The following is a 22,248-nucleotide window of genomic DNA, read 5'->3' on the forward strand; positions in this document are numbered from 1 at the left end:
GATCGTGCGCAACAACGTGGTGCGCAACACGGGGTATTCGGGCATCGGCATGTATGCGTCCAAGGACGCGGTGGTGGCCAACAACACCATCATCAATGCGGGCCTGAAGGGGCATGCTGCGCTGTTCTTCGGCCTGTCCTTCCAGGACTGGGACAAGGACGCCAAGCGCCCCGCCAACGTCAATCCCACCGTCCGCAACAATCTTGTCGTGCAGGAGGGACGCCCCTGCGTGGAAATCCGCTGGGTGCACGAAGAGGAACTGGGCGGCGGATTGTCCGCGCTGGACGGCGACCCCGGCATGGACTGGAACGGCTATTCGGATCGGCGGGGTGCCTGCCGCTTCGTCGACCAGCGGCCGCAGACGCCGATGCTGGTCGCGGACGGCGACTTCGAGCGGTGGCGGCGGCGCATGGGCGCCGATGCCCATGGCATGCAGGCGGACTTCTCGCTGGACGAAGCGGGCAGGCCGCAGGCGGGAAGCCGCGCGATCAAGGCCGGCACGCCGCTGGAGGCGGTCACCGACGACATCGAGGGCAACCGTCGCGGCGATCCACCGGACCTCGGTGCGTACGAGACCGGCCTGGCCGCTGCGGCGCTGCCCCGGCCCCCAGCGCCTGTCGTGGCCGTCGCCGACAACGCCCTTGCCACGCTACGCGCCGGCGCCGACGATGCGGGCGTGGGCGCCCGCTCGCGCTTCGGCACGTTGCAGCACCTATGGAACCGTTTTGACCCCGGGATATCACTGATGAAGTTCATTCTTCTTGCACTGGCGGTTGCCGCCCTGCTGGGCCTGATGCTGGCCGCGCGCCTGGTAAGCAGGCGCAACGTCATGGGCTGGCTGCTGGCATGGCTGAAGCAGGACTGGCGTGCGCCCGTGCCGAAGGGCACCACCCGCCACCTGCTGTTCTGCTTCGTCGACCACTACGAGCCAGCCTGGGGCAAGCCCGACCTGGAGAAGGAGCGCGCACGCGTGGCGCGCTGGAGCCGCGATCTGCCGCGCCTGTGCGCCGGCCACCGCGATGCGGACGGTCGTGCACCAGTGCACTCGTTCTTCTATCCCGAGGAGGAGTACCGCGAGGAGCATCTCGACGCACTGGTCGACCTCTGCCGGCAGGGACTGGGCGAGATCGAGATCCACCTGCACCACGACAACGACACCGAGGCCGGGCTGCGCGAGAAGCTGTCGCGCTTCACCGAACTGCTGGCCGCGCGCCACGATGCGCTGCCGCGCGATCCGGCCACCGGCCAGCCGCGCTGGGCCTTCATCCACGGCAACTGGGCCCTGGACAACAGCCATCCCAGTGGCCGCCACTGCGGTGTCGACAACGAACTGATCGTGCTGCGCGAAGAGGGCTGTTATGCCGACTTCACGCTGCCGGCGGCGCCGGACCCGTGCCAGACGCGCACGGTCAACCGCATCCACTACGCCAAGGACGATCCGCTGCGCTGCAAGTCGCACGACACCGGCCCGCGCGTGCGCGTGGGTGGCCGCGAGGAGGGCGAGCTGATGATCATCCAGGGCCCGCTGGGCTTCCGCTGGAAGAGTCGCAAGTTCGGCCTGATCCCGCGCATCGAGAATTCGGACATCCGCAAGGTCGCGCCGCCGTCGCGCGACCGCATCGATGCCTGGGTGGAAACCGGCATCCACATCGAGGGCCGGCCCGAATGGACCTTCGTCAAGATCCATACCCACGGCGCCGAGGACTGCGACATGGATACGTTGCTGGGTCCAGCGATGGACGAGGCCTACCGCTATCTGGAGTCGCGCTACAACGATGGCAGCGAGTGGAAGCTGCACTACGTCAGCGCGCGCGAAATGTACAACATCGCGAAGGCGGCGGAAGCCGGCGAAACCGGTGAGCCGGGCCTGTACCGCGATTACGTGATTTCGCGGCCTGCGTATCGCGTCGGCGGCGAGACGGCGCAACCGGCCATGCCGCGCGTTGCCGGGAGCGTCGGATGAGGGTAGGGATTGTGGGGTGCGGCAAGATCGCCGACGGTCATGCCGAGCAGCTTCTCGCGATCGGGCGCGCCGACCTGGTCGCCGCCTGCGACCGCGAACCCTTGATGGTGGAACGCTTCGCGCAACGCTGGACCGGCGTGACCGGCCACGCCGACATGGCGGACATGATCCGCGTCGAGCGTCTGGATGCGGTGCACATCGTGACGCCGCCGGATTCGCACGTGCAACTGGCCTGCCAGGCGATGGAGCTGGGCTGCCATGTGTTCCTGGAAAAGCCTTTCGCACTGGATGCCGCCGGCACCCGGCGCATCCTCGATTGTGCGCGGGAGACCCGCCGCAGGATCGGGGTGAACTATCTCTACAACTTCGAGACCCCCGGCCTGCGGTTGCGCGAGCTGATGGACGAGCGCGCGCTGGGCGACGTGGTGCACATCGACACCAGCTATGGCTATAACCTGGGCGGGGATTACGGCATGGCGGTGATGGGCGACCCGGCGCACTGGGTGCACCGGCTGCCCGGCAAGCTGTTCCACAACGTGCTGGACCATGTGCTGGCCAAGGTGGTGCCGTTCCTGGAGGAGCCGGTGGCGGTGAATGCCTTCGCGCACCGCATGCGCCCGGACAGCGGCGACGCCGCGCTGGATGCGATGCCGGACGAACTGCGCTTCACGCTGGCCGGTGCCAACGGCGTCACGGTGTCCGGCATGGTCAGTTCCCACGCCAGGCCGGTCTCGCATGCGATGAAGGTGTACGGCACGCGCGATACCGTGGAGCTCGACTACGCCGCGCGCACTCTGGTGCGCAGCGCGCGACAGGACCAGCCGAGTGCGCTGGGCCGACTGTTCCCGGCGTGGATACAGGCAGTGCGCTTCGCCGGCAACGGCGCCAAGAACACGGGGGATTTCATGCGCAACCGGTTCCATTATTTCCAGTGTATGCGCGTCCTGCTGGGCGGCTTCTACGACGCCATCGAGGGCCGGGGCGAGGATCCCGTGCCGCATACGCACATCTTGCGCGTCGCGACCCTGATCGACGGGATCGTCGACGCCCTGGAGCGGCCCGCATGACCGTCCTGCTGACCGGCGCCGCCGGATTCCTGGGTCGCAGGATTGCCGAGAGCCTGCTCGATGCCGGTGTGCAGGACCTGCGCATCCATGTGCGCCGCACCGCACCCGCCGGCTTGCTGGAAAAACTGCAGCGTGCGTACCCCGACGCGCGCGTCAGCGTGGTCGCCGCGAACCTGCTGCATCGCCATGACCTGGCGCCGATGCTGACAGGCGTGGAGGTGGTGGTGCATGCGGCGGCAGGCATGCGCGGTTCGGCGGCGGACATGTTCGCCAACACCGTGGTCGGCACCCGCAACCTGCTGGACGCCGCCGCTTCGGCCGGGGTGCGCCGGGTGGTGATGGTGAGTTCGTTCGCGGTCTATCGGACGGCGTCGCTGCCGACCGGTGCCGCGCACGACGAGACGGTGCCGATAGAACCGGTCGGCATCGACAAGGGACCTTACGCGCATGCCAAGACCCGGCAGGAACATCTGCTCAACGAATACCGCAGCCAGCATGGCTTCGAGACCGTGGTGCTGCGCCCAGGGGTGATCTATGGGCCCGGCGGCGGCGCGTTCTCCAACCGGGTCGGCATCAGCGCGATGGGGCTGTTCTTCAGTCTCGGCGGCAGCGCGCCGCTGCCGTTGACGTACGTGGACAACTGCGCCGACGCGATCGCCTGTGCCGCCTTGAAGGGGGTCGACGGCCAGGCGTACAACGTCGTCGACGACGATATCCCGACCTGCGCGCAGTACCTGCGCGCCTATCGGCGCAAGGTGCGGAAGCTGCGCGTGGTGCCGGTGCCGTACCCGCTGTTCAAGCTGGGCGCCAGAGTGCTGCTGCGCTACCACCAGTGGTCGAAGGGACAGCTGCCTGCGGTCTTCACGCCCTACGTGGTCCATTCGATGTACCGCCGTTTCGCGTATCCGAACGACAAGCTGAAGGCGATCGGATGGGCGCAGCGCGTGCCGACCGAAACGGGCCTGGAGCGCGCTTTCGAGGAGCTTGCGGGTCGGTCCGGCTGAGGCCGGACGCCGTGGATTCAGCGGCGTACGGATGCGCTGGTATAGAGCGCGTCGTAGTTTTCCCGCATCACCTCGATCGATCCGTGCTCGACCACCCAGCGGCGTGCGTTCTCCCCCATGCGCAGACGTTGTGCCGGGTTCTCCAACAGCTGCGAAAGCGCGGCGCGGAGTGCGGAAACATCATCCGACGGGATCAGCAGGCCGGTCTGGTGCTCCTGGACGATCTCATCATTGCCGCCCACGCGGGTGGCCACGAGGGGCAGGCCGGCGGCGCAGGCTTCCAGCAGCGCGATCGACAGTCCCTCCGTGCGGGAGGGCAGGGCGAACACGTCGAATGCGTTGAGCAGCCGGGGCACGTCCTGGCGGGGGCCGGTGAAGACAACGCTGTCCTGCATGCCGAGCTGCCGGGCCAGGGATACCAGGTCATCGCGCAATGGGCCATCCCCGGCGAGCACCACCACCAGGCCGGGCCACGACGGGCGCAGCAGCGCCGCGGCCTCCAGCAGCAGACGCTGATTCTTCAGTTCCACCAGCCTGCCGACGGTGCCGATCACCAGCGCATCCTGCGCGATGCCAAGCTCGTCGCGCACCTGCGCGCGCGTATCGGACGAACGCTCGAATCGATCGACCGGGATGCCGTTCATCACCGTACTGCTCTTGGCTGCCGGCACCCGTCGGCTCGATACCAGCTGCTCACGCACCTGGGAGCCGACCATCGCGACCTTCTGCGCGTGCGCCAGCGACCATCGGTAGAGCCAGCGCAGGCGACGATTGCGCAGCCGGCCGCCCATGTTGTGGCAGGTGTTGACCAGCACCGGCGGTCGCCGGGCGAAGCGCGTTGCGGCGGCCGCGTAATAACTGGGGACGAAGTTATGCGTATGCACCACGTCCACGACCGTCTCCAGCAACGTGGCGCGCAGCAGCCGGATCAGTCTGACGTCGGCGCCGCCACGCTTGTGGCCGATGATGACGGGAATGCCGGCCTGCTCGAGGAACGGGCGAAAGCCGTCGGTGTCACACAGGCTGAATACCCTGACGGTGTGCCCGTAGGCCGTCTGTGCGATGGCCAGATCGGCAACGACGCGCTCCAGGCCTCCGTATTCAAGTGAATCAATGACATGAACGATGCCGAGCTTGCCAGAAGGTTTCATATGGAGGAGACAACGTGGAATGCGTCCGTCGGAGGTCACAGGATGAACGAACGCCGTGCCTGCCGCGCACCACGTGTGACCCGTACCGGCCACTTTTGGCGTTGTTCGTGACAGTCGGTATGGGTGCTGCACCTCGCACCAATCACAGGGGACTATGAACCAGCCTTTCAACGGCAGAACGGCCATACGCGGCGCCATCATGGTGATGGGCTCCACGTACGTGACCTACGCGCTGGGTCTGCTGACCAGCGTCCTGGTGGCGCGTACCCTGGGCCCGAGCGATTTCGGCCGCTACACCTACATGGTGTGGATGGCCGGGCTGTTGATCATGTGCAGCAACAACGGCCTGACCACCACCGTCATCCGCTTCGCGTCGGAGAGCCTGGGCCGCGGCTCCCCGCAGACCGCCAGCAGCATCCACGGATGGCTGCGGCGCTGGCAACTGGCGTGCGTGGCGATCGTGGCGGTGGTGTTCCTGCTGACCATGCCGTTCTTCACGCCGGCCGGTTGGGAGGGGCACCTGGCCGTGTTCGCGGCGGTGGTGCTGATCGCCGCGGTCGCCAAGGCCATGTTCCTGTTCGACGTCTCCGTCGCCAAGGGGTACGGCCTGTTCCACGTCGAGGCGCGCTCCACGGTGACGATGAGCCTGATCAACATCGTCGCCGTGCTGGTGCTGGTCATGCTCAAGGCCCCGCTGCTGGCGTATCTGCTGCTCTTCACCGCGCTCAGCGTGGGCTACGTGGTGTGCTCGTCGGTCATGTTGCGCAAGGCGGAGGTCCGGCCCTCCCGCGAGCCCGTCGATCCGGCGACGCTGGCGCGGTTGAAGCGGCACCTCGGCTGGACGGTGCTGTTGACCCTCGCCTACGCGATCAGCAACAAGTCCATCGAAACCTGGATGCTGAACGCCATGGTCGGGTCGGCCGCCGTGGGCTTCTTCGCCATTGCGGCCGCGCTGACCCGCGGCGGCGTGGACCTGCTGGCGTCGGGACTGGGCACGGTACTGATGCCGATGATGGGGCACGCGTTCGGCAAGGGAGGGCAGGACGGCGTCAACGCGATCATGGCCAATGCCATGCGCTACTTCGCCTTCATCGGTCTGTTGCTCGCGGGTACGGGGGCCTTGCTGGCCGACAGCGCGGTCGCGCTGCTCTACGGGCCGGAATACGAGGCGGTGGTGGTACCCCTGAGGGTCATGATGGTGGTGGGCGGCTTCACCATGGTCGGCGGCGCCTTCAACGCCCTGTTGTCGACAACGGACAACCAGCGGCTGCGGGTGGGGTATGTGCTGTTCTCGGTCGTGAGCGTGGCGGTGCTGTCGGTACTGCTGATCCCGCGCTTCGGGCTCAACGGCGCGGTGGCCGCGCACGCCATCTCGGAGGTGCTGATCTTCACGCTGATGGCCACCGGCGTGTCGCGACTGTTGAAGCTGCGGGTGCCGTGGCGCGAGCTCGGGCGCATGGTGGCCTGTGCGCTGGTGGCGCTTGCCGTCGCCGTGGTGCCCATGCTGGTGGGAGGCATCAACTTCTGGACCGAACTGGCGGCCGGTCTGATCTACGCCGCGGTCTTCGTGTTGGGAACGGTGGTCATACGCGCCTGGCGTGCCGATGACGTGCAGCATCTCGGCGCGCTGCTCCAGCGTTACCCCGGCCTCGCCGGCAGGATGCAGGGCCGCCTGCAGCGCTGGGCCGATGGACTGCCGACGGATGGCGTGCGTTGATGCTGCAGACTTCCGCTCTCCTGACGTTCTGGGGCAGCCTGATCCTCATCGTGTTCACCTATGTCGGATATCCGCTGTGGGTGCTGGCATGGGCGCGCCTCTTCTCGAGTCCGGTGCGCAAGCGCCCGCACTTTCCGCGTGTCACCGTGCTGCTCTCCGTCCACAATGCGGCGGCAAGCGTGGTGCCCAAGATCGAGAACCTGCTGTCGCTCGACTACCCGCAGGAGAACCTGGACATCCTCGTTGCCTGCGACGGATGTACCGACGACACGGCCGAGGTATTGCGACGCATCCCCTCCCGTCGCCTGCGCGCGGTCGAGTTCCCGCAGCGCCGGGGCAAGGCGGCCTGTCTCGCCGAACTGGTGGACATGGCGTCAGGTGAAATACTCTTGATGGTCGACGTGCGGCAGAGGCTTGAGCAGGATGCGCTGGCCCGGTTGGCCGCCAATTTCGCAGACCCGGATGTCGGGGCGGTCAGCGGCGAACTCTGCTTCGTCGATGAGGTGGGAGGGTTTGCGGCCAACGTGGGGGCGTACTGGCGGTACGAGAAGATGATCCGCAATGCCGAGGCCCGCAGTGGTTCCGTGGTGGGGGTGACCGGTGCGCTGTATGCGATCCGGCGCGACCTGTACGTACCGTTGCCGCCGGGCACGGTGCTGGACGATGTGCTGACCCCGATGAACGTGGTGCGCGACGGCTATCGTGTCGTGTTCGAGGCGGGCGCGGTCGCATGGGACACGCCCTCCACGACCTCGAAGCAGGAGCGCGTCCGCAAGGTCCGCACGCTGGCCGGCAACTACCAGGCGGTGGCGCTCGCTCCCTGGCTGGCGGTGCCGTTCCAGAATCCGCTGTGGTTCCGTTTCGTCAGCCACAAGCTGCTGCGATTGATGGTGCCCTGGCTGCTTTGCCTGCTGGCGGTGTCCTCCGCCTACCTGGCGTTCTCGCACCCCTTCTACCTGGCATGCCTGCTTGCCGGTACGGGCGGCATCGCACTGCTGATGGCGGCAACGTGGCTTCCGGCGTTGTCGGCGTGGGCGCCCGTGCGCCTGATGTCCACGTTCGTGCACATGAATCTGTATGCCGGCCAGGCCCTGCTGGCCTACGTGCGCAATCCGAGGTTGCACCTGTGGTGAGGGGCTTTCGGGGAACATGTGGGTCCGCCATGCCCGGGCGCACCGAACGGGGTGACCGCCGATGATGATGTTCGTCTTCGTGCTGATCTACCTCATGCTGGTGCTGCTCAGGCCGCAGGACTACCCGCAGATGGCGGACTTCGGCATCCCCATCCTGCCGTTGGCCATGGCGTCGGCAGCCGGTGCCTGGGTGTTTTCGCGCGAGAAGCGATTCAACGCGCCGCAATACTTCTTGCTGCCGTTGTTCATGGTGGCCATCTTCCTGTCGCTGGCGCTGACCGGATGGATGGGCGGCGCGCAGACCGCGGCCGTCGATTTCCTGCCGTGCGTGGTGTCGTTCTTCCTGCTGGCCAACGCGGTGAACAAGCCGACGTACACGCGCGTCATCATGGCGGTGATCGTGGCGTGCGCGTTCGTGCTGGCGGTGCACGGGGTACAGCAGGCGTCCTCCGGCATCGGCTGGACGGGCCAGCCGACCGTCGAGGATGGACGTATCCAGTACGTGGGCATCTTCAGCGATCCCAACGATCTGGGCATGCTGTTCGTCATCTCGCTGCCGATGGCGGTCTACCTGGGCAGCCGGGGCGGCTTTCTCGGACTGAGGCGGTTGTTCTGGTTCTGTGGCTGCCTGCTGCTGTTCTACGGTATCTACCTGACGAACTCGCGCGGCTCCTTCCTCGCGGTGGTCGCGATGACCGCCGTCTACATCTGGATCCAGCGCGGCAGGATCTGGGCCGCCATGCTGGGTGCCGGTGCGCTGGTGGTGCTGCGCCTGATGCCGTCACGCCTCGACCAGTTGAACGTGCAGGAGTCCTCGGCCTCCGGTCGCATCGATGCCTGGTACGAAGGCATGCAGATGTTCATCACCCATCCGGTGCTGGGCGTGGGGGCAGGGCAGTTCACCCAGTACCACTACCTGACCGCGCACAACTCGATCATCCTGGTGCTGGCGGAAACCGGCATCGTCGGCTTCGCGTTGTGGTTCGCGTTCGTGGGCTACGGCTTCTGGATGATGTACCGCATCGTCCGTTTCGAGCCCGAGTTCGAGGATGAGGACGACATCCTGGAGTGGCAGGACGCCAGGGCGATCGCGCTGGTGCTGCTGGTGGCGCAGGCGGGCTTCTTCGCGGCCGCCTTCTTCCTGAGTCGCAGCTACGTGATCCTCCTGTATCTGCTGGCCGCGCTCGTCGTCGCCCACCACTCCAATGTCCTCGCCCGGTTCCCGGCGCTGGGCGAACTGCGACTGGGCAACCATGTCGTACGCTGGTTCGTGCTGACCCTGGGTGCCGTGATGGGGTTCTACGTCGTGTTGAAGGTGTTGTTGGCGATGGGATGATCCACGCGTCTGGCCGGAGCGCTGGAAGAATCGCGTTACATGAGTCTGATGATGCCGCGAATCGCTCTTGTCACCCCGATGCTGCCCGTGCCCCACGACCAGACGCGGGGCCGCTACATCCATGAGACCGCCCGTGCCCTGTCGCAGCTGGCACAGGTGCGCGTGTTCTTCCAGCAGGCGAGCTATCCCCGCATTCCCGGCCTGTCGCCGCGCAGCTTCCTGCGTGGCGAAGTGGGCGAGGACTACACGCTGGAAGGCGTGGATGTCGAAGCGTTCACCTATCCCGCGTTGCCCGGACTATCGCGCGCCACCAACGGCTGGATGGCGAGTCGCGCGCTGGTGCCGCGGATGCGCCGGTTCGGGCCTGACCTCGTGCTGGCGTACTGGGTCTATCCCGATGGCGCGGCCGCCAAGCGCGCGGCCCGGCGCCTGGGCGTGCCGTGCATCGTCGGTGCACGCGGTTCCGACATCCATGTGCGTTCGGGCCTCAACGCCCATCTGACACGGCGCACGCTGCAGGGTCTGGATGCGATCCTGACCGTCAGTCACGCCATGCGCGATACCGCGATCGCCACCTTCGGCGCCGATCCCGAGCGCGTGCACCCGGTGGTCAACGGCATCGAGACGACCGTCTTCCACCCGCGCGACCAGCAGGCGATGCGGGCCAGGCTCGGCGTGCCTGCCGATGCGCGCCTGATCGCCTACGTCGGCCGTTTCGTCGAAGCCAAGGGCATGCGTGAGCTGCTGCAGGCCTTCCAGGGATTGGCATCGGCAGATGCGCGTGTGCGCCTGGCGCTGGTCGGCGACGGCGTGATGCGGGAAGAACTCGCGGGGCTGGTGCAGGCCACGGGCCTTGCCGGTCGCGTCACCATGACCGGTGGACTGGAGCCGGCGCAGGTCGCCGAATGGATCGGGGCGGCTGATGTGCTCACCCTGCCCAGCTGGTCCGAAGGCTATCCCAACGTGGTGGTCGAGGGCATCGCCTGCGGCCGGCCGGTCGTGGCCACCGCGGTGGGCGGTACCGGCGAAATCATCCATGCCGGCAACGGCATCCTGGTGCCGCCGCGCGATGCGTCTGCGCTGCAGCGTGGCCTGGCCGATGCGCTGGCCCGGTCGTGGGACGCCGATGTACTGTCCGCTTCGGCCAGTCGCGGCTGGGACGACGTCGCGGCGGACACACTGGCCATCTGCAGGCAGGTGTTGGCCATGCGCGGCCAGGACGTGTGTCTGGACGTGGCCTGATGAGGCGCGTTGTGGGCGGCATCACGCCGCATGTGCAAGACGATGCGCGGGGTGAACGTTCGGCGTCGGCCGATGTCGCGCCCTGCCTGCACTGGCATCGCATCTCGACCCTGCTCGAAAAGCGTCCCACCCACGTCGTTCCACGCGCATTCCGTGTCGCGAACCCCCCACCGCGACGGCGCGCACGCATGCCCGGCGCCGGCACATTCGGATATCCCATGGCGCTGTGTGCGCCCTCTACCTACGCCAACGAGTGAACATGGAAACCCCCGTCAAGCGTGTGCTCTACCATCATCGGACCCAGGGCAAGGCCGTGGAAGGCGTGCATATCCGCGGCGTCACCGATGCGCTGCGCGCCGAGGGCGTGGCGGTGGACATCATCTCCCTGCCCGGCGCGGATCCGTATTCTTCGCCCAAGGCCATGTCGCCGACGCAACAGGCGCGTCCGTGGATGGGTCTGGTCAACAAGCTGCCGGAGCCGCTGTTCGAACTGGTCGAGGTGCTCTACAACCTGGTCGCGGGCTGGCGCCTGCTGGCCTACCTGCGGCAGCATCCGGACCTGGACTTCATCTACGAACGCTATTCGCTTTTCATGTTCCTGCCGACCTGGCTGGCGCGCCAGCGCGGTGTGCCGATGATCCTGGAGGTCAACGACTCGGCCACCGTCGAGCGCGTGCGCCCGCTGTTCTTCAAGCGGCTGGCGATGGCGATCGAGCGCTGGACCTACCGCAATGCCGACGGTCTGGTGTTCGTCTCCTCGGTATTCCGCGATCGCGCGATCGCGGCGCATACGGGGATCGCCCCGGCGATCGTCACCCCGAATGCCGCCAACATCGACAAGTTCACCTTCACCCAGGCGCAGCGCGACGAGACCCGCCGCCGCTACGGACTGGAAGGGCATGTGGTCTGCGGCTACCTGGGTGCTTTCGTGCCCTGGCATGCGATCGATCGCTTCGTCCACCAGATTGCCGACCGGCTGCAGCAGTCGCCGCATCTCAAACTGTTGCTGGTGGGCGATGGCTCGACCTATCCGGCGCTGCGTGCGTTCGTGGAAGAACGTGGCCTGTCCGACCGCGTGATCCTGACGGGACGGGTGCCGCATGACGAAGTGCCCGGCCTGCTGGCGGCCATGGACATGGCGGTGCTGCCGAGTGCGGGCGACTACACCTCGCCGGTCAAGCTGTTCGAGTTCATGGCCTGCAGCGTGCCGCCGGTGGCGCCGGACTTCGAGCCGATCCGCGAAGTGCTCGAGGAAGGCACGACCGGCTGGATGTTCCCGGCCGGCGACATGGAAGCCGCGGTGGAAAGCGTGTTGAAGTACAGTCGCGATGCGGAGGCGTTGCGGCGCGTGGGCGCCAATGCCCGTGCCTACATCACCCAGCACCGGCAATGGCGCAACAACATCCTGCAGCTGATCGACTTCCATCGCACGATCGGACAGCAGGCCCCGGAACAGACGGATATCCGCACCGCATGAATGCATCGACTCCAAGCTGGGAATGGCCACGGGATGCCACCGGCGAAATCCTGGTCGGTGGACAGCCGCTGACGCGCGTCGTGGACGCGATCGGCAGTACGCCTTGCTATGTTTACGATCGCCAGCGGCTGACCGAACGGGCAGGGAGCCTGCGTGCGGCGTTGCCGGAGACGGTCCTGCTGCATTACGCGATGAAGGCCAACCCCATGCCGGCATTGGTCTGCCACATGGCGCGATGCGTGGACGGCATCGACGTGGCCTCGGCCGGCGAACTGCGCGTGGCCCTGGATACCGGGATGTCGCCGCAGCACATCAGCTTCGCCGGCCCGGGGAAATCCGATGGCGAGCTGCGGCAGGCCGCCGCCGCCGGCATTCTGGTCAACGTGGAATCGTTCCGTGAAATCAAGGCGCTGGCCGAGGCCAGCGTGCGGAACGGCACGGCCGCCCGTGTCGCGGTGCGGGTGAACCTGCCGTTCGAGCTGAAGGCCTCCGGCATGAAGATGAGCGGCGGCGCGCGCCAGTTCGGGGTCGATGCCGAACGCGTACCCGAACTGCTGCGCGAGATCGCCAGCGCAGGCCTGGCCTTCGAGGGGTTCCACATGTTCGCCGGTTCGCAGAACCTGCGTCATGCGGCCATCGTCGAGGCGCAGAGCAAGTGCTACGAGCAGGCGCTGGAATGGCAGGACCTGCTGCCGGCGCCGATCCGCAGCCTCAACCTGGGGGGCGGTTTCGGCATTCCGTATTCACCGGGTGAGGCGGCGCTCGACGCGTCGCCGGTGACCGACAACCTGGCGCAGCTGTCGGAGCGGCTGGCGCGCGATCTTCCGGGCGCCCACATCGTGATCGAACTGGGGCGTTACCTGGTCGGTGAGGCCGGCATCTACGTGGCGCGCGTGATCGACCGCAAGATATCCCGCGGACAGGTCTTCCTGGTGGTGGACGGCGGCATGCACCATCATCTGGCGGCATCGGGCAATTTCGGCCAGGTGATCCGCCGCAACTACCCGGTCAGCGTGAACGGGCGCCGTGGCGAGCGTGAGGTCGCCAACGTGGTGGGCCCGCTGTGCACGCCGCTGGACCTGTTGGCTGATCGGATGGAACTGGATGTTGCCGAGCCGGGTGATCTGGTGGTGGTGTTCCAGTCCGGTGCGTATGGCCGCAGCGCCAGTCCGCGTGCCTTTCTCAGCCATCCTGATGCGGTGGAAGCCCTGGTTTGACAGCAGCGAGCGGCGGTTGGCCCGCGGGTCGACCGCGTGTCGCGGTCGGCGCAGGGTCAGCCAGCGGCGGCGGCGCCGTCCGCTGAGGGTGCGGTGACGGGATCCGCTTTGGGGGCCACGGCTTTCGCCACCGGCGCAAGGTGCGCGCGCTCGGGGGGCGGCGTCAGGGTGCCGATGCGGCGTGCCGGGTTGCCGGCCACGACGGTGTAGGGAGCAACCGCGCCGGATACCACCGAATACGCAGAGACGATGCTGCCTTCGCCGATCTCGCTGCCCGGCAGCACCAGCACATGCGAGCCGATCCAGACATTGTCGTGGACGATGATCGGCTTGACGTCGGCCTCGTCCGGCGGCGCGCCGGCGGCACGCCGGGCCGGGTCCGCCGGGTGCCCGCCCGAATCACGCAGCGTGACGCCGCCGGCGATCTCCACATGCGCGCCGATCCTGATTTCCTTTCCCACGACCAGCCTGCAATCGTGGGCCAGGTCGGTGTGGTGACCGATCTCCAGGCGCGGACGCTTGGAGAAGCGCGCCGCGAAGTTGATGGAGATCTTGCCGCTGATGCGAACGTGGTCGCCTACGATCAGCTCGCCCTTGCCCTGCACCCAGGGTACGTAGATGCCGGTGGTGACGCCCTTGCCGACACGCGTGCAGTACGCCTTGAACAAAGGCTCGGCGATGAACGCCCGGCGGATGAAGAAAATCACGCCACGGCCGGCCAGGAACAGCCAGAGGTAGGGCAATACCAGCACCCGGGGCGCCGGCAGCGTGAAGCCGCGCAGGCCACGGCGCGCTTTGCGCAGGGCGGCGGCAAGGGGATGCGGTGACAGGGCGACCCAGTGCCGCATCGATGGCGTTGTCGCCGGGCTTTCCTTGTTCATCGGTTGCGGTAGGCGATGCTGAGGTAGATCACGTTCTGCTTGAACTCCGACGCCCCGCTCGCGGTGCTGCGCTCGTATCGATTGTACGAGAGCGAAGAAGACCAGTGCCGCGACCACTGCTTTTCCAGGCCGAGCGAATACAGCCGGTTGTTCTCGCGACGCGGAAACGGCGGATCGGTCTCCGTCCGATCCCGCGACGCCGCGCCGCGGAGCGTCAGTGAAGGCCGCAGGCGATAGCTCAGTTCGAGGGAGACGCCGCGGCTCTCCTCGCCGGACTCGCCCGGGTCGACGTAGTCGATCTTCTGCGCGTTGCCGGAAATGGAGTAGATGGTGCGGACGCCGGTGTATTCGTAGCCCATGTTGAGGCTGCGTTGCTCGTAGGCCGACGGGGTGATGGTGGAGCGTCCGGTCAGGACGCTGGCCGGGATGCCGGATTCCGTGCTCGCGATGGCGCCGAGGGCTCCCGAAGCGGCATCGGAGAACTGGTTGGCGGCGTTGACGCTGAAGCGGCTGCGCTCGCTCATCCGCCAGCCGAGTTCGGCGCGCAGCAGGGGATTGTTGCGCGTCTGGCCATCGTCGTAGTCCAGGCGCGCATAACCGGCATCCAGCAGCATGTCCAGACGGTTGAACCTGCGGTTGTAGCTGGCATAGGCCTCGTAGCGCTTGTGGTCGCGCGCGAACAGGTCGTTGTCGAAATCGACATCCTGCATCTGCAGGTTGACGGACAAGGTGCTCGTGGCATCGAGGTCCTTGACCGCGCGTAGTGCGGCCGCGATGCGGTCCGAGTTGAAGTCCTCGGTGACCTCGGCGTCGCTGTTGATGAAGCGCAGTTCGGCGCGGCCGCGCAAGGCGTTGCCCAGGTTGAAGTGCAGGTCGGGCCCCAGCGACAGGACGTTGATCTGCTGGCGGTTGTTGGGCGAGTCGGGCTCGAAGCGGTCGATGGTCTGGACACCGTAGCTGTCCTCGACCACGAGGCCTAGCCGGTCGGGGATGACCATCCAGTTCAGGCGGCCTTCCAGCATGCGGTCGGTGGCGTTGGCGTAGATGTCCTCGTAGCGGCGATGGTCGAGGCGTCCGCTGATCCTCGCCTGCACCGCCGAGGAGTTCTGTTCGATCGCAAAACCCAGCCCGGCGCGGAAGATGGTCTGCTCGACCGGGTCCGTCTCGGACAGCGTCACGTTGTCGTCGCGCTCGACGCCGGCGTCGAGGGTGTAATCGATGCGCACGGCGTGGGCCGCAACGGGAAGGGCGGCCGCGATCGCGGCGGCAACCAGCGTGATGCGACGTGGATGCGGTTTCATGCGAACTCCGCGCGGGGCGCGCTCATTGGATGTCGTTGAAGACGACGCCGGCCAGCTTCTCGGGTTCGAAGTTCGCTGCGGCCTTCTCGATCTGTTCGGTGGTCACACGTCCGTATCCGGCGACCAGCACGACAAGGTCGGCCAGGTCCGAGAGGATGCGTGCATCGGGCGACTTGAGCACGGCCGGACTGTCCAGGACCAGGTAACGGTTGCCGTGCGTGCTGCGCAGCGAGTCGACCAGGCTGCGCATCCGCAACGATGAGAACGACTCGCCGGTGATCTCGCGCACGCCGCCGGTGGGCACCAGATACATGCGCGGAAGCACCGTTCGGTACTGCACGGGCGCGATCTCGTTGACGCGGTCGTCCAGGTAGTCCATCAGGCCGCCATTGACGGCATCCACGCCGAGCGCGCCGTGTTGCGCCGGACGCAGGGCGTCGCAATCGATCAGGGTCGCGGTCTTGGTTTCGTCGAACGCGAACGCAGCGGCGAGGTTGCGGGCCACGAAGCTTGCGCCGCAGCCCGGTACGACGGGCGCCACGAGGGTGACGAAGTTGCGGTCGCCGCCCAGAGCGAGCAGGCGCGTGCGCAGGTCGCGGAAGGCATCGGCCTGCAGGCGGGTGGAGTCGTTGCGGTGGATCAGCCGACGGTCCTCGAGGGCACGCGGGCTGAGCAGGGGCGGCTCGACGGCACGCACGATGGAGCGCGCGGCGGAGGGATCGACGCCTTGTGCGCCGTCGTCGTGCGGATGGGTGTGAATGTTCATTGCGTCTTCCTGGCGACGGATCTGGTGCATGGGCGTTGCATCAGGCACTGGTGAGTTTGAGGGCGAACACCAGGCCGTACACGACGAACACGCCGCAGACCATCGCTGCGCTGGCCATGAACCTCAACGACTGGCGTCGACGTTCCTTGGGAGTGAGGTAAGTCGGGATTACGGTCAGCAGCGGAGTACTTGTCTTCTGCGCGATCTGGCGGGCGACGCGGACGCGGGGATCGAAGCGCACCAGCAGGAAGATCAGGCCAAGCGGCAGGGCCACGGCGAACGTGAAGCCGGCGGCCGCGATATGCATGAAGCGCAGGCCGCTGGGCCGAAGCGGCATGGTGGCCGGGTCCTGGATGCGCAGCGTCAGGCCACGGTTCTCCTGGTCCAGCCCCATCGATACGCGCGCGTTCTCGCGGCGCCGCAGCAGGTCCTGGTAGATCTCGCGATTGACTTCATAGTCGCGCGTGAGCTCGGCCAGCGCGCTTTCCGATGCCGCGATCCGGCGGCTGCGGTCCAGTTCCGCCCCGAGCATCGATTCGGCGATGCCCATGCGCGACCGGGTGGCGGCTGCCTCGTTGCGGGCCTGGGCCTGCTGGCTGCGCAGTTCGTTGTACAGCGGGTTGAGCTGCGCGTCTTCCGAGGCGAGCACGCCCTGCGTCGGTTGCTTGCGGCGTTCCTGTTCCTGTGCGATGGCGCGCTGCACGTCTTCGATCTGGTGGCGCACGCGCACCACGTCCGGGTGGCGTTCGGTGAAGGTCAGCATCAGCCGGTCCAGTTCCGTGCGCAGCTCGATGAGTTGCGTGCGGTAGAGGCTTTCGCGGGTCTGCACGGCGGTGACGGCGGATTCACCGGACAGCTGGTCGCTGATGGCGGCGGCACGGGATTCCTGCTCCAGCAGCGACATGCGGGTCTGCTCGACCTGTGTCCGCAGCGAGCTGATGCGGGTGTTCACGTCGGTAGCGCTGCCGGGCTGTGCATCGGCATTGCGCGAGCGGTAGTCCTGCAGGTTCTTTTCCGCGTCGGTGAGTTTGCGGTGGTACTCCTGTACCTGCTTGTCGATGAACTCGTAGGCTTCGCGGCTCTCGCGCTCCTTCGTGGCCAGCGCTTCCTGCATGAACAGCGTGCCGAAGGCTTCGGTCACCCGGTAGGCACGCTCGGGATTGGTGTCCCGGTAACTGATCTGCACCAGGTCGTTGCGCGGGCTGTTGACGGTGGTGTTGTTGCGGATGTCCTCCATCAGCTTGTCCTGCGCGACGGGGCTCAGCTCCTTCTCCGTCCACTTGCCCACCGCGAGGATTTCCTGCAGCACCTTGCGGCCGTACACGATCTGCCGCGCCATGCCGGCCCGATCGGACACGCCCGTGGACACGGCGCGTCCTTCCAGCAGCGGCTGGATGATGTCGCTGTCCTGGGCCAGGATCGTGGTGGACGCGACGTAGTTGCGCGGAATGATCAGCATGCCCACGACCAGCGTCAGCAGGGTGATGGCGCTGAAGGTGGCGGCAATGGCCAGTACCCGCTTGCGTGCCTCCTTGAGCAGGACGAAAGCCAGTTCCTGGGGCGTCAGTTCGTCCGCCTTGCGGGCCTGGGCGGCCGTGCGCGGGGGCGGCAGGATATGGTTGGAACTCATCAGAACGTCCGCTCCGGAATCACGATGACGTCACCCGGTGCCACCGTGTAGTTGGTCGACAGGTCGCCACGGTTGAGGATGCGATCCAGGCGCACCGGGTAGGTGGCGGTGGTTTCGTCCTTGTTCTTGCGGAACAGGTCGGAACGGTCCGGCGCGGCGAATTCGTTGATGCCGCCGGCCGCCAGCACGGCGTCGAGCACGGTCATGCCCTGCCGGTACGGGATGGAGATCGGCTGCCGCACGGCGCCGGTCACGCGCACGCGCGAGAGATACTCGTGGCTGCGAAGTTCGGTCAGGATCACGGCCACCTGCGGATCGCGCACGTAGTCGCCCAGCTTCTTCTGGATGTCGCCGGCCACGTCGGCGGGCGTGCGGCCACCGGCCGCCACGTCGCCCACCAGCGGCACGGAGATCATGCCGTCCGGACGCACCGGCACGGTGATGCCCAGTTCCGGGTTGCGCCAGACCGAGACCTGGACGATGTCGTCCACGCCGATCAGGTAGTTCTCGACGGCGGTGGTCGCCTGCTGCGGCGGCGCGGACTTGCTGCTGGCGCCGCCGGAGGCGCAGCCGGCGAGCAGGAGCGCCAGCATGACGGCCAGAAGGCCGGCGAAGGTGCGGTTCATCGAACATCCCCTGATGTTGTTGCGGATTGCCTCCTATAACGCAGGCAACGCCGTTGCCCGGCCATCCGCGCAGGGGATTCGGGCTATACCCGATAGAACTCCCGGTACCAGTCGACGAAGCGGCGTATGCCGGTTTCGATGGGCGTGGAGGGGTGGTAGCCGGTGTCGCGACGCAGTGCTTCGACGTCGGCGCAGGTATCGGGCACGTCGCCCGGCTGCATGGGCAGCAGGCGCTTCTCGGCCTTGCGGCCCAAGCAGTCTTCCAGCACTTCGATGTAGCGGAGCAGCTGGACCGGCTGGTGGTTGCCGATGTTGTAGACCCGCCATGGCGCGCTGGAGGAGCCGGGGTTCGGCAGCAGCGGGTCGTAGGTCGGGTCTGCGCCGGGCACGGTGTCCAGCGTGCGGATCACGCCTTCGACGATGTCGTCGACGAAGGTGAAGTCGCGCGTGTGGTGGCCGTGGTTGAACACGTCGATGGGCTTGCCTTCGAGGATGCTCCGGGTGAACAGGAACAGCGCCATGTCCGGGCGGCCCCACGGGCCGTAGACGGTGAAGAAGCGCAGGCCGGTGGTGGGCAGGGCGAACAGGTGGCTGTAGGTGTGCGCCATCAGCTCGTTGGCCTTCTTGGTGGCCGCGTACAGGCTGACCGGATGGTCCACGCTGTCCTCGACCGCGAACGGCAGCTTGCGGTTGGCGCCGTAGACCGAACTGGACGAGGCGTACACCAGGTGCTCGACGCCGCGGTGGCGGCAGGCTTCGAGGATGTTGGTGAAGCCGACGATGTTGCTGTCGATGTAGGCGTGCGGGTTCTCCAGCGAATAGCGCACGCCGGCCTGCGCGGCCAGGTTCACCACGCGCTGCGGCTTGAATTCGTCGAACGCGGCTTCCATGGCCGCACGGTCTTCCAGCGAGGCGCGGACGAAGCGGAACCCGTCCTTCGGCAGCAGCCGCGCCAGGCGCGCGTCCTTCAGGGTGGGGTCGTAGTAGTCGTTGAGGTTGTCGTAGCCCAGCACTTCGTCGCCGCGGTCGAGCAGGCGATGGCTGAGGTGGGAGCCGATGAAGCCGGCGGCACCGGTGACGAGGACACGCATCGGGGAATTCCGTGGAAGAGGGCGGTTACAGGCAGTCGTCGACGGCGTGGCGGGGCAGTGCCCGCTTCACGTCGAAGACCACCGCACCCGGCTTGCCGAGGGCGCGGACGCCGTCGGCGCCGCGCTCGGTGAATTGCCGGTGCGCGACGGCCAGGATGACGGCATCGTACTGGCCGGCCTGGGGCTCCGCCACCAGGTCGAGGCCGTATTCGTGCTTCGCCTCCTCTGCGCTGACCCACGGGTCGTGCACGTCGACCTGCGCGTTGTAGCTGCGCAGTTCGGCCACGATGTCCACCACGCGCGTGTTGCGCACGTCGGGGCAGTTCTCCTTGAAGGCCAGCCCCAGTACCAGCACCCTGGCGCCGGCGACGGGAAGATTGCGTCGTGCCATCAGCTTGGCGACACGACGGGCGACATGGCTGCCCATGCCGTCGTTGATGCGGCGGCCGGCCAGGATCACGTCCGGGTGGTAGCCGATCTGCTGCGCCTTGTGGGTCAGGTAGTACGGATCCACGCCGATGCAGTGGCCGCCGACCAGGCCGGGGCGGAACGGCAGGAAGTTCCATTTGGTGCCGGCGGCTTCCAGCACCTCGTGGGTATCGATGCCCAGGCGGTGGAAGATCAGCGCCAGTTCGTTGATCAGCGCGATGTTGACGTCGCGCTGGGTGTTCTCGATCACCTTGGCCGCTTCGGCCACGCGGATGCTGCTGGCCTTGTGCGTGCCGGCGGTGATGATGCTGCCGTACAGCGCGTCGACGAAGTCGGCGACCTCCGGGGTGGAGCCGGAGGTGACCTTCATGATGGTTTCCAGGCGGTGCTGCTTGTCGCCGGGATTGATGCGCTCGGGGCTGTAGCCGGCGTAGAAATCCTCGTTGAAGCGCAGGCCGGACTCGCGCTCGATGATCGGGACGCAGGTCTCCTCGGTGGCACCCGGGTACACGGTCGATTCGTAGATCGCCACGGCGCCCTTGCCGATGGCGTGCCCCACCGTGCGGCTTGCCGACTCCAGCGGATGCAGGTCGGGGCGCTTGTAGTCGTCGATCGGCGTGGGCACGGTGACGATGAAGACATTGCAACCCGCCAGCGCGGCCGGATCATCGCTGAAGCCAAGCAGCGGGGTGTCGCGCAGTTCCTCGGCGCTGACCTCCAGGGTGTGGTCGCGGTAGTCGTTCAGTTCGGCGACGCGCTTGCGGTTGATGTCGAAGCCCAGCGTGGGGAACGTGCGGCCGAAAGCGACGGCCAACGGCAGCCCGACGTAGCCCAGGCCGATCACGGCGATCCGCACCTGGTCCAGGGTGGGCAATGGAGCGTTGTTCAATGGGGGTCCCCTGTGTGCAGCACGTACGGAAGAGTCTAAAGGCCCGGAGGGTGCGGAAGCGTGACCGCGGCCGGGCTGGTGTCGAGTCGATCAACGTGCAAAGCCCGCTCCAGAGGACAGGATGCGACCGATGGCCTGATGGTGTCGTCCGCTACGTACCCCCTGCATGACCGGCCATCAATGGGGCTGGACGACCAGCGACCGGGGAGTCGAGATGCGGATCCTGTTGTGCGGTGGCGCCGGCTACATCGGCGCGCATGCTTATGTGGTGCTCGTCGAGCGCGGCCATGATGTCGTGGTGGCCGACAATTTCAGCAACAGTTCGCCGGGCGTGCTGGCGCGCCTGCAGCGGATCACCGGCCATCCGGTACCGTTCCAGCCGCTGGACCTGCGCGACCGAGAGGCCGTGGTCGCCTTTTTCGCGCGGCAGCACTTCGACGCCGTGGTGCACTTCGCCGCGCTGAAGTCCGTCGGCGAATCCTGCGAGCGACCGCTGGACTACTTCCACAACAACATCGGCGGCACGCTCAACCTGCTGCACGGCATGCAGTCGGCGGGCGTCAGGCGGCTGGTATTCAGTTCCTCCGCCACCGTTTACGGCGACCCGGCCAGTGTGCCCGTGCGCGAAGACGCACGCCTGCAGGTCACCAATCCGTACGGCCGCACCAAGCTGGTGATGGAGGAGCTGATCGGCGACCTGTGCACCAGCGATCCCGGATTCCACGCCGCCAACCTGCGCTATTTCAATCCGGTCGGCGCGCATGAGTCCGGCCTCATCGGCGAGGACCCGACCGGCATTCCCAACAACCTGATGCCCTACATCTGCCAGGTGGCAGTGGGGCGGCGCGAGCACTTGAGCGTGTTCGGCGGCGACTGGCCGACCGTCGACGGCACCGGCGTGCGCGACTACATCCACGTGATGGACCTGGCGCGCGCGCACGCCGATGCGCTGGACTTCCTGGTGCGCGAGCGTCGCAGCCTCACGGTCAACCTGGGCACCGGTCAGGGCGTCAGCGTGCTGCAACTGGTCGAGGCGTTCGCGGGCGCGGCGTCGCGCGCGATTCCCTACCAGATCGTGGCGCGACGCCCGGGCGACGTGGCCGAGGTGTACGCGGATCCGTCGCTGGCCAACGACGTGCTGGGCTGGCGCGCCGAACGCGATGTCGATGCCATGTGCCGCGACGCGTGGCGTTGGCAGTCGCAGAACCCGCAGGGTTATCCCGCCGTCTGACCGGCGCCACGAACGTGACGGGGTTGGCATAAGGCCCGCCGCGACGGTGCGTCGCAGGCTGGCGATGGCGGGACGATTGGCCGAGAATCGGCGCACG

18 protein-coding genes are annotated in these 22,248 nt (G+C 67.1%); 10 read left to right on the plus strand and 8 right to left on the minus strand.

The genetic code is table 11. The features are described from left to right. From ASD77_RS18525 to ASD77_RS14695, 3 genes are all read left to right on the plus strand, one after another. A partial coding sequence (locus ASD77_RS18525) for a hypothetical protein (RefSeq protein ID WP_235578557.1) occupies window positions 1-1,963 on the plus strand: 1,963 nt, incomplete at its 5' end. Beyond that, window positions 1,960-3,030, plus strand: coding sequence for a Gfo/Idh/MocA family oxidoreductase (locus tag ASD77_RS14690; protein WP_082563347.1), 1,071 nt, complete (start codon window positions 1,960-1,962; stop codon window positions 3,028-3,030). The genes ASD77_RS18525 and ASD77_RS14690, both read left to right, overlap by 4 nt. Then, complete coding sequence (locus ASD77_RS14695; RefSeq protein ID WP_055943576.1) at window positions 3,027-4,034, plus strand: NAD-dependent epimerase/dehydratase family protein; 1,008 nt, start codon at window positions 3,027-3,029, stop codon at window positions 4,032-4,034. Before ASD77_RS14690 ends, ASD77_RS14695 begins: the two co-directional genes overlap by 4 nt. 17 nt (window positions 4,035-4,051) lie before the next feature. Here ASD77_RS14695 and ASD77_RS14700 read toward each other — a convergent pair whose 3' ends face one another. Beyond that, the gene (locus ASD77_RS14700; RefSeq protein WP_055943579.1) at window positions 4,052-5,185 is read right to left on the minus strand and encodes a glycosyltransferase; all 1,134 of its coding nucleotides are present in this window, start codon (window positions 5,183-5,185) and stop codon (window positions 4,052-4,054) included. 154 nt (window positions 5,186-5,339) lie between these two features. On the opposite strand from ASD77_RS14700, the gene ASD77_RS14705 reads away from it, so the two are divergent. From ASD77_RS14705 to ASD77_RS14735, 6 genes are all read left to right on the plus strand, one after another. Continuing rightward, a complete protein-coding gene (locus ASD77_RS14705; protein WP_055943583.1) occupies window positions 5,340-6,902 on the plus strand; it encodes an oligosaccharide flippase family protein in 1,563 nt (520 codons plus the stop codon). Next, on the plus strand, window positions 6,902-8,035 hold the full coding sequence (locus ASD77_RS14710; protein ID WP_055943585.1) for a glycosyltransferase family 2 protein: 1,134 nt from the start codon (window positions 6,902-6,904) through the stop codon (window positions 8,033-8,035). Before ASD77_RS14705 ends, ASD77_RS14710 begins: the two co-directional genes overlap by 1 nt. Before the next feature lie 61 nt (window positions 8,036-8,096). After that, window positions 8,097-9,371 (plus strand): O-antigen ligase family protein, encoded by a 1,275-nt coding sequence (locus ASD77_RS14715; protein ID WP_235578558.1) that lies wholly within the window; start codon window positions 8,097-8,099, stop codon window positions 9,369-9,371. A gap of 51 nt (window positions 9,372-9,422) precedes the next feature. Continuing rightward, entirely contained in the window at window positions 9,423-10,613 is a 1,191-nt protein-coding gene (locus ASD77_RS14720) for a glycosyltransferase (protein ID WP_162247642.1), read from the plus strand. A gap of 259 nt (window positions 10,614-10,872) precedes the next feature. Beyond that, window positions 10,873-12,090 carry a glycosyltransferase family 4 protein gene (locus ASD77_RS14730; protein ID WP_055944975.1) on the plus strand — a complete coding sequence of 406 codons (1,218 nt, stop codon included), beginning with the start codon at window positions 10,873-10,875 and terminating at the stop codon, window positions 12,088-12,090. Beyond that, on the plus strand, window positions 12,087-13,307 hold the full coding sequence (locus ASD77_RS14735) for a pyridoxal-dependent decarboxylase, exosortase A system-associated (protein WP_055943594.1): 1,221 nt from the start codon (window positions 12,087-12,089) through the stop codon (window positions 13,305-13,307). The genes ASD77_RS14730 and ASD77_RS14735 overlap by 4 nt, the downstream gene beginning before the upstream one ends. Before the next feature lie 56 nt (window positions 13,308-13,363). On the opposite strand, the gene ASD77_RS14740 is transcribed toward ASD77_RS14735, so the two are convergent. The 7 genes from ASD77_RS14740 to tviB all read right to left on the minus strand — a co-directional run bounded on the left by ASD77_RS14740 (window position 13,364) and on the right by tviB (window position 20,905). Continuing rightward, window positions 13,364-14,188 (minus strand): acyltransferase, encoded by an 825-nt coding sequence (locus tag ASD77_RS14740; RefSeq protein WP_082563350.1) that lies wholly within the window; start codon window positions 14,186-14,188, stop codon window positions 13,364-13,366. Continuing rightward, window positions 14,185-15,489 carry a hypothetical protein gene (locus ASD77_RS14745; protein WP_055943598.1) on the minus strand — a complete coding sequence of 435 codons (1,305 nt, stop codon included), beginning with the start codon at window positions 15,487-15,489 and terminating at the stop codon, window positions 14,185-14,187. Before ASD77_RS14745 ends, ASD77_RS14740 begins: the two co-directional genes overlap by 4 nt. Window positions 15,490-15,511: 22 nt before the next feature. Further along, window positions 15,512-16,255 (minus strand): CpsD/CapB family tyrosine-protein kinase, encoded by a 744-nt coding sequence (locus ASD77_RS14750; RefSeq protein ID WP_156383673.1) that lies wholly within the window; start codon window positions 16,253-16,255, stop codon window positions 15,512-15,514. A 40-nt stretch (window positions 16,256-16,295) separates the two neighbouring features. Continuing rightward, a complete protein-coding gene (locus tag ASD77_RS14755) occupies window positions 16,296-17,885 on the minus strand; it encodes an XrtA system polysaccharide chain length determinant (RefSeq protein WP_082563351.1) in 1,590 nt (529 codons plus the stop codon). Then, complete coding sequence (locus tag ASD77_RS14760) at window positions 17,885-18,511, minus strand: XrtA/PEP-CTERM system exopolysaccharide export protein (RefSeq protein WP_055943605.1); 627 nt, start codon at window positions 18,509-18,511, stop codon at window positions 17,885-17,887. The genes ASD77_RS14755 and ASD77_RS14760 overlap by 1 nt, the downstream gene beginning before the upstream one ends. Before the next feature lie 83 nt (window positions 18,512-18,594). Continuing rightward, window positions 18,595-19,602 (minus strand): NAD-dependent epimerase, encoded by a 1,008-nt coding sequence (locus ASD77_RS14765; protein WP_055943608.1) that lies wholly within the window; start codon window positions 19,600-19,602, stop codon window positions 18,595-18,597. 25 nt (window positions 19,603-19,627) lie between these two features. Next, a complete protein-coding gene (gene tviB / locus ASD77_RS14770; RefSeq protein ID WP_055943611.1) occupies window positions 19,628-20,905 on the minus strand; it encodes a Vi polysaccharide biosynthesis UDP-N-acetylglucosamine C-6 dehydrogenase TviB in 1,278 nt (425 codons plus the stop codon). A 229-nt stretch (window positions 20,906-21,134) separates the two neighbouring features. Between tviB and galE the strand changes: the two genes are divergently transcribed. After that, window positions 21,135-22,151, plus strand: a complete 1,017-nt coding sequence (galE, locus tag ASD77_RS14775; protein ID WP_055943613.1) for a UDP-glucose 4-epimerase GalE — start codon at window positions 21,135-21,137, stop codon at window positions 22,149-22,151. The last annotated feature ends 97 nt before the right edge of the window (window positions 22,152-22,248 follow it).

This window comes from Pseudoxanthomonas sp. Root65, from assembly GCF_001427635.1.
GTDB lineage: Bacteria > Pseudomonadota > Gammaproteobacteria > Xanthomonadales > Xanthomonadaceae > Pseudoxanthomonas_A.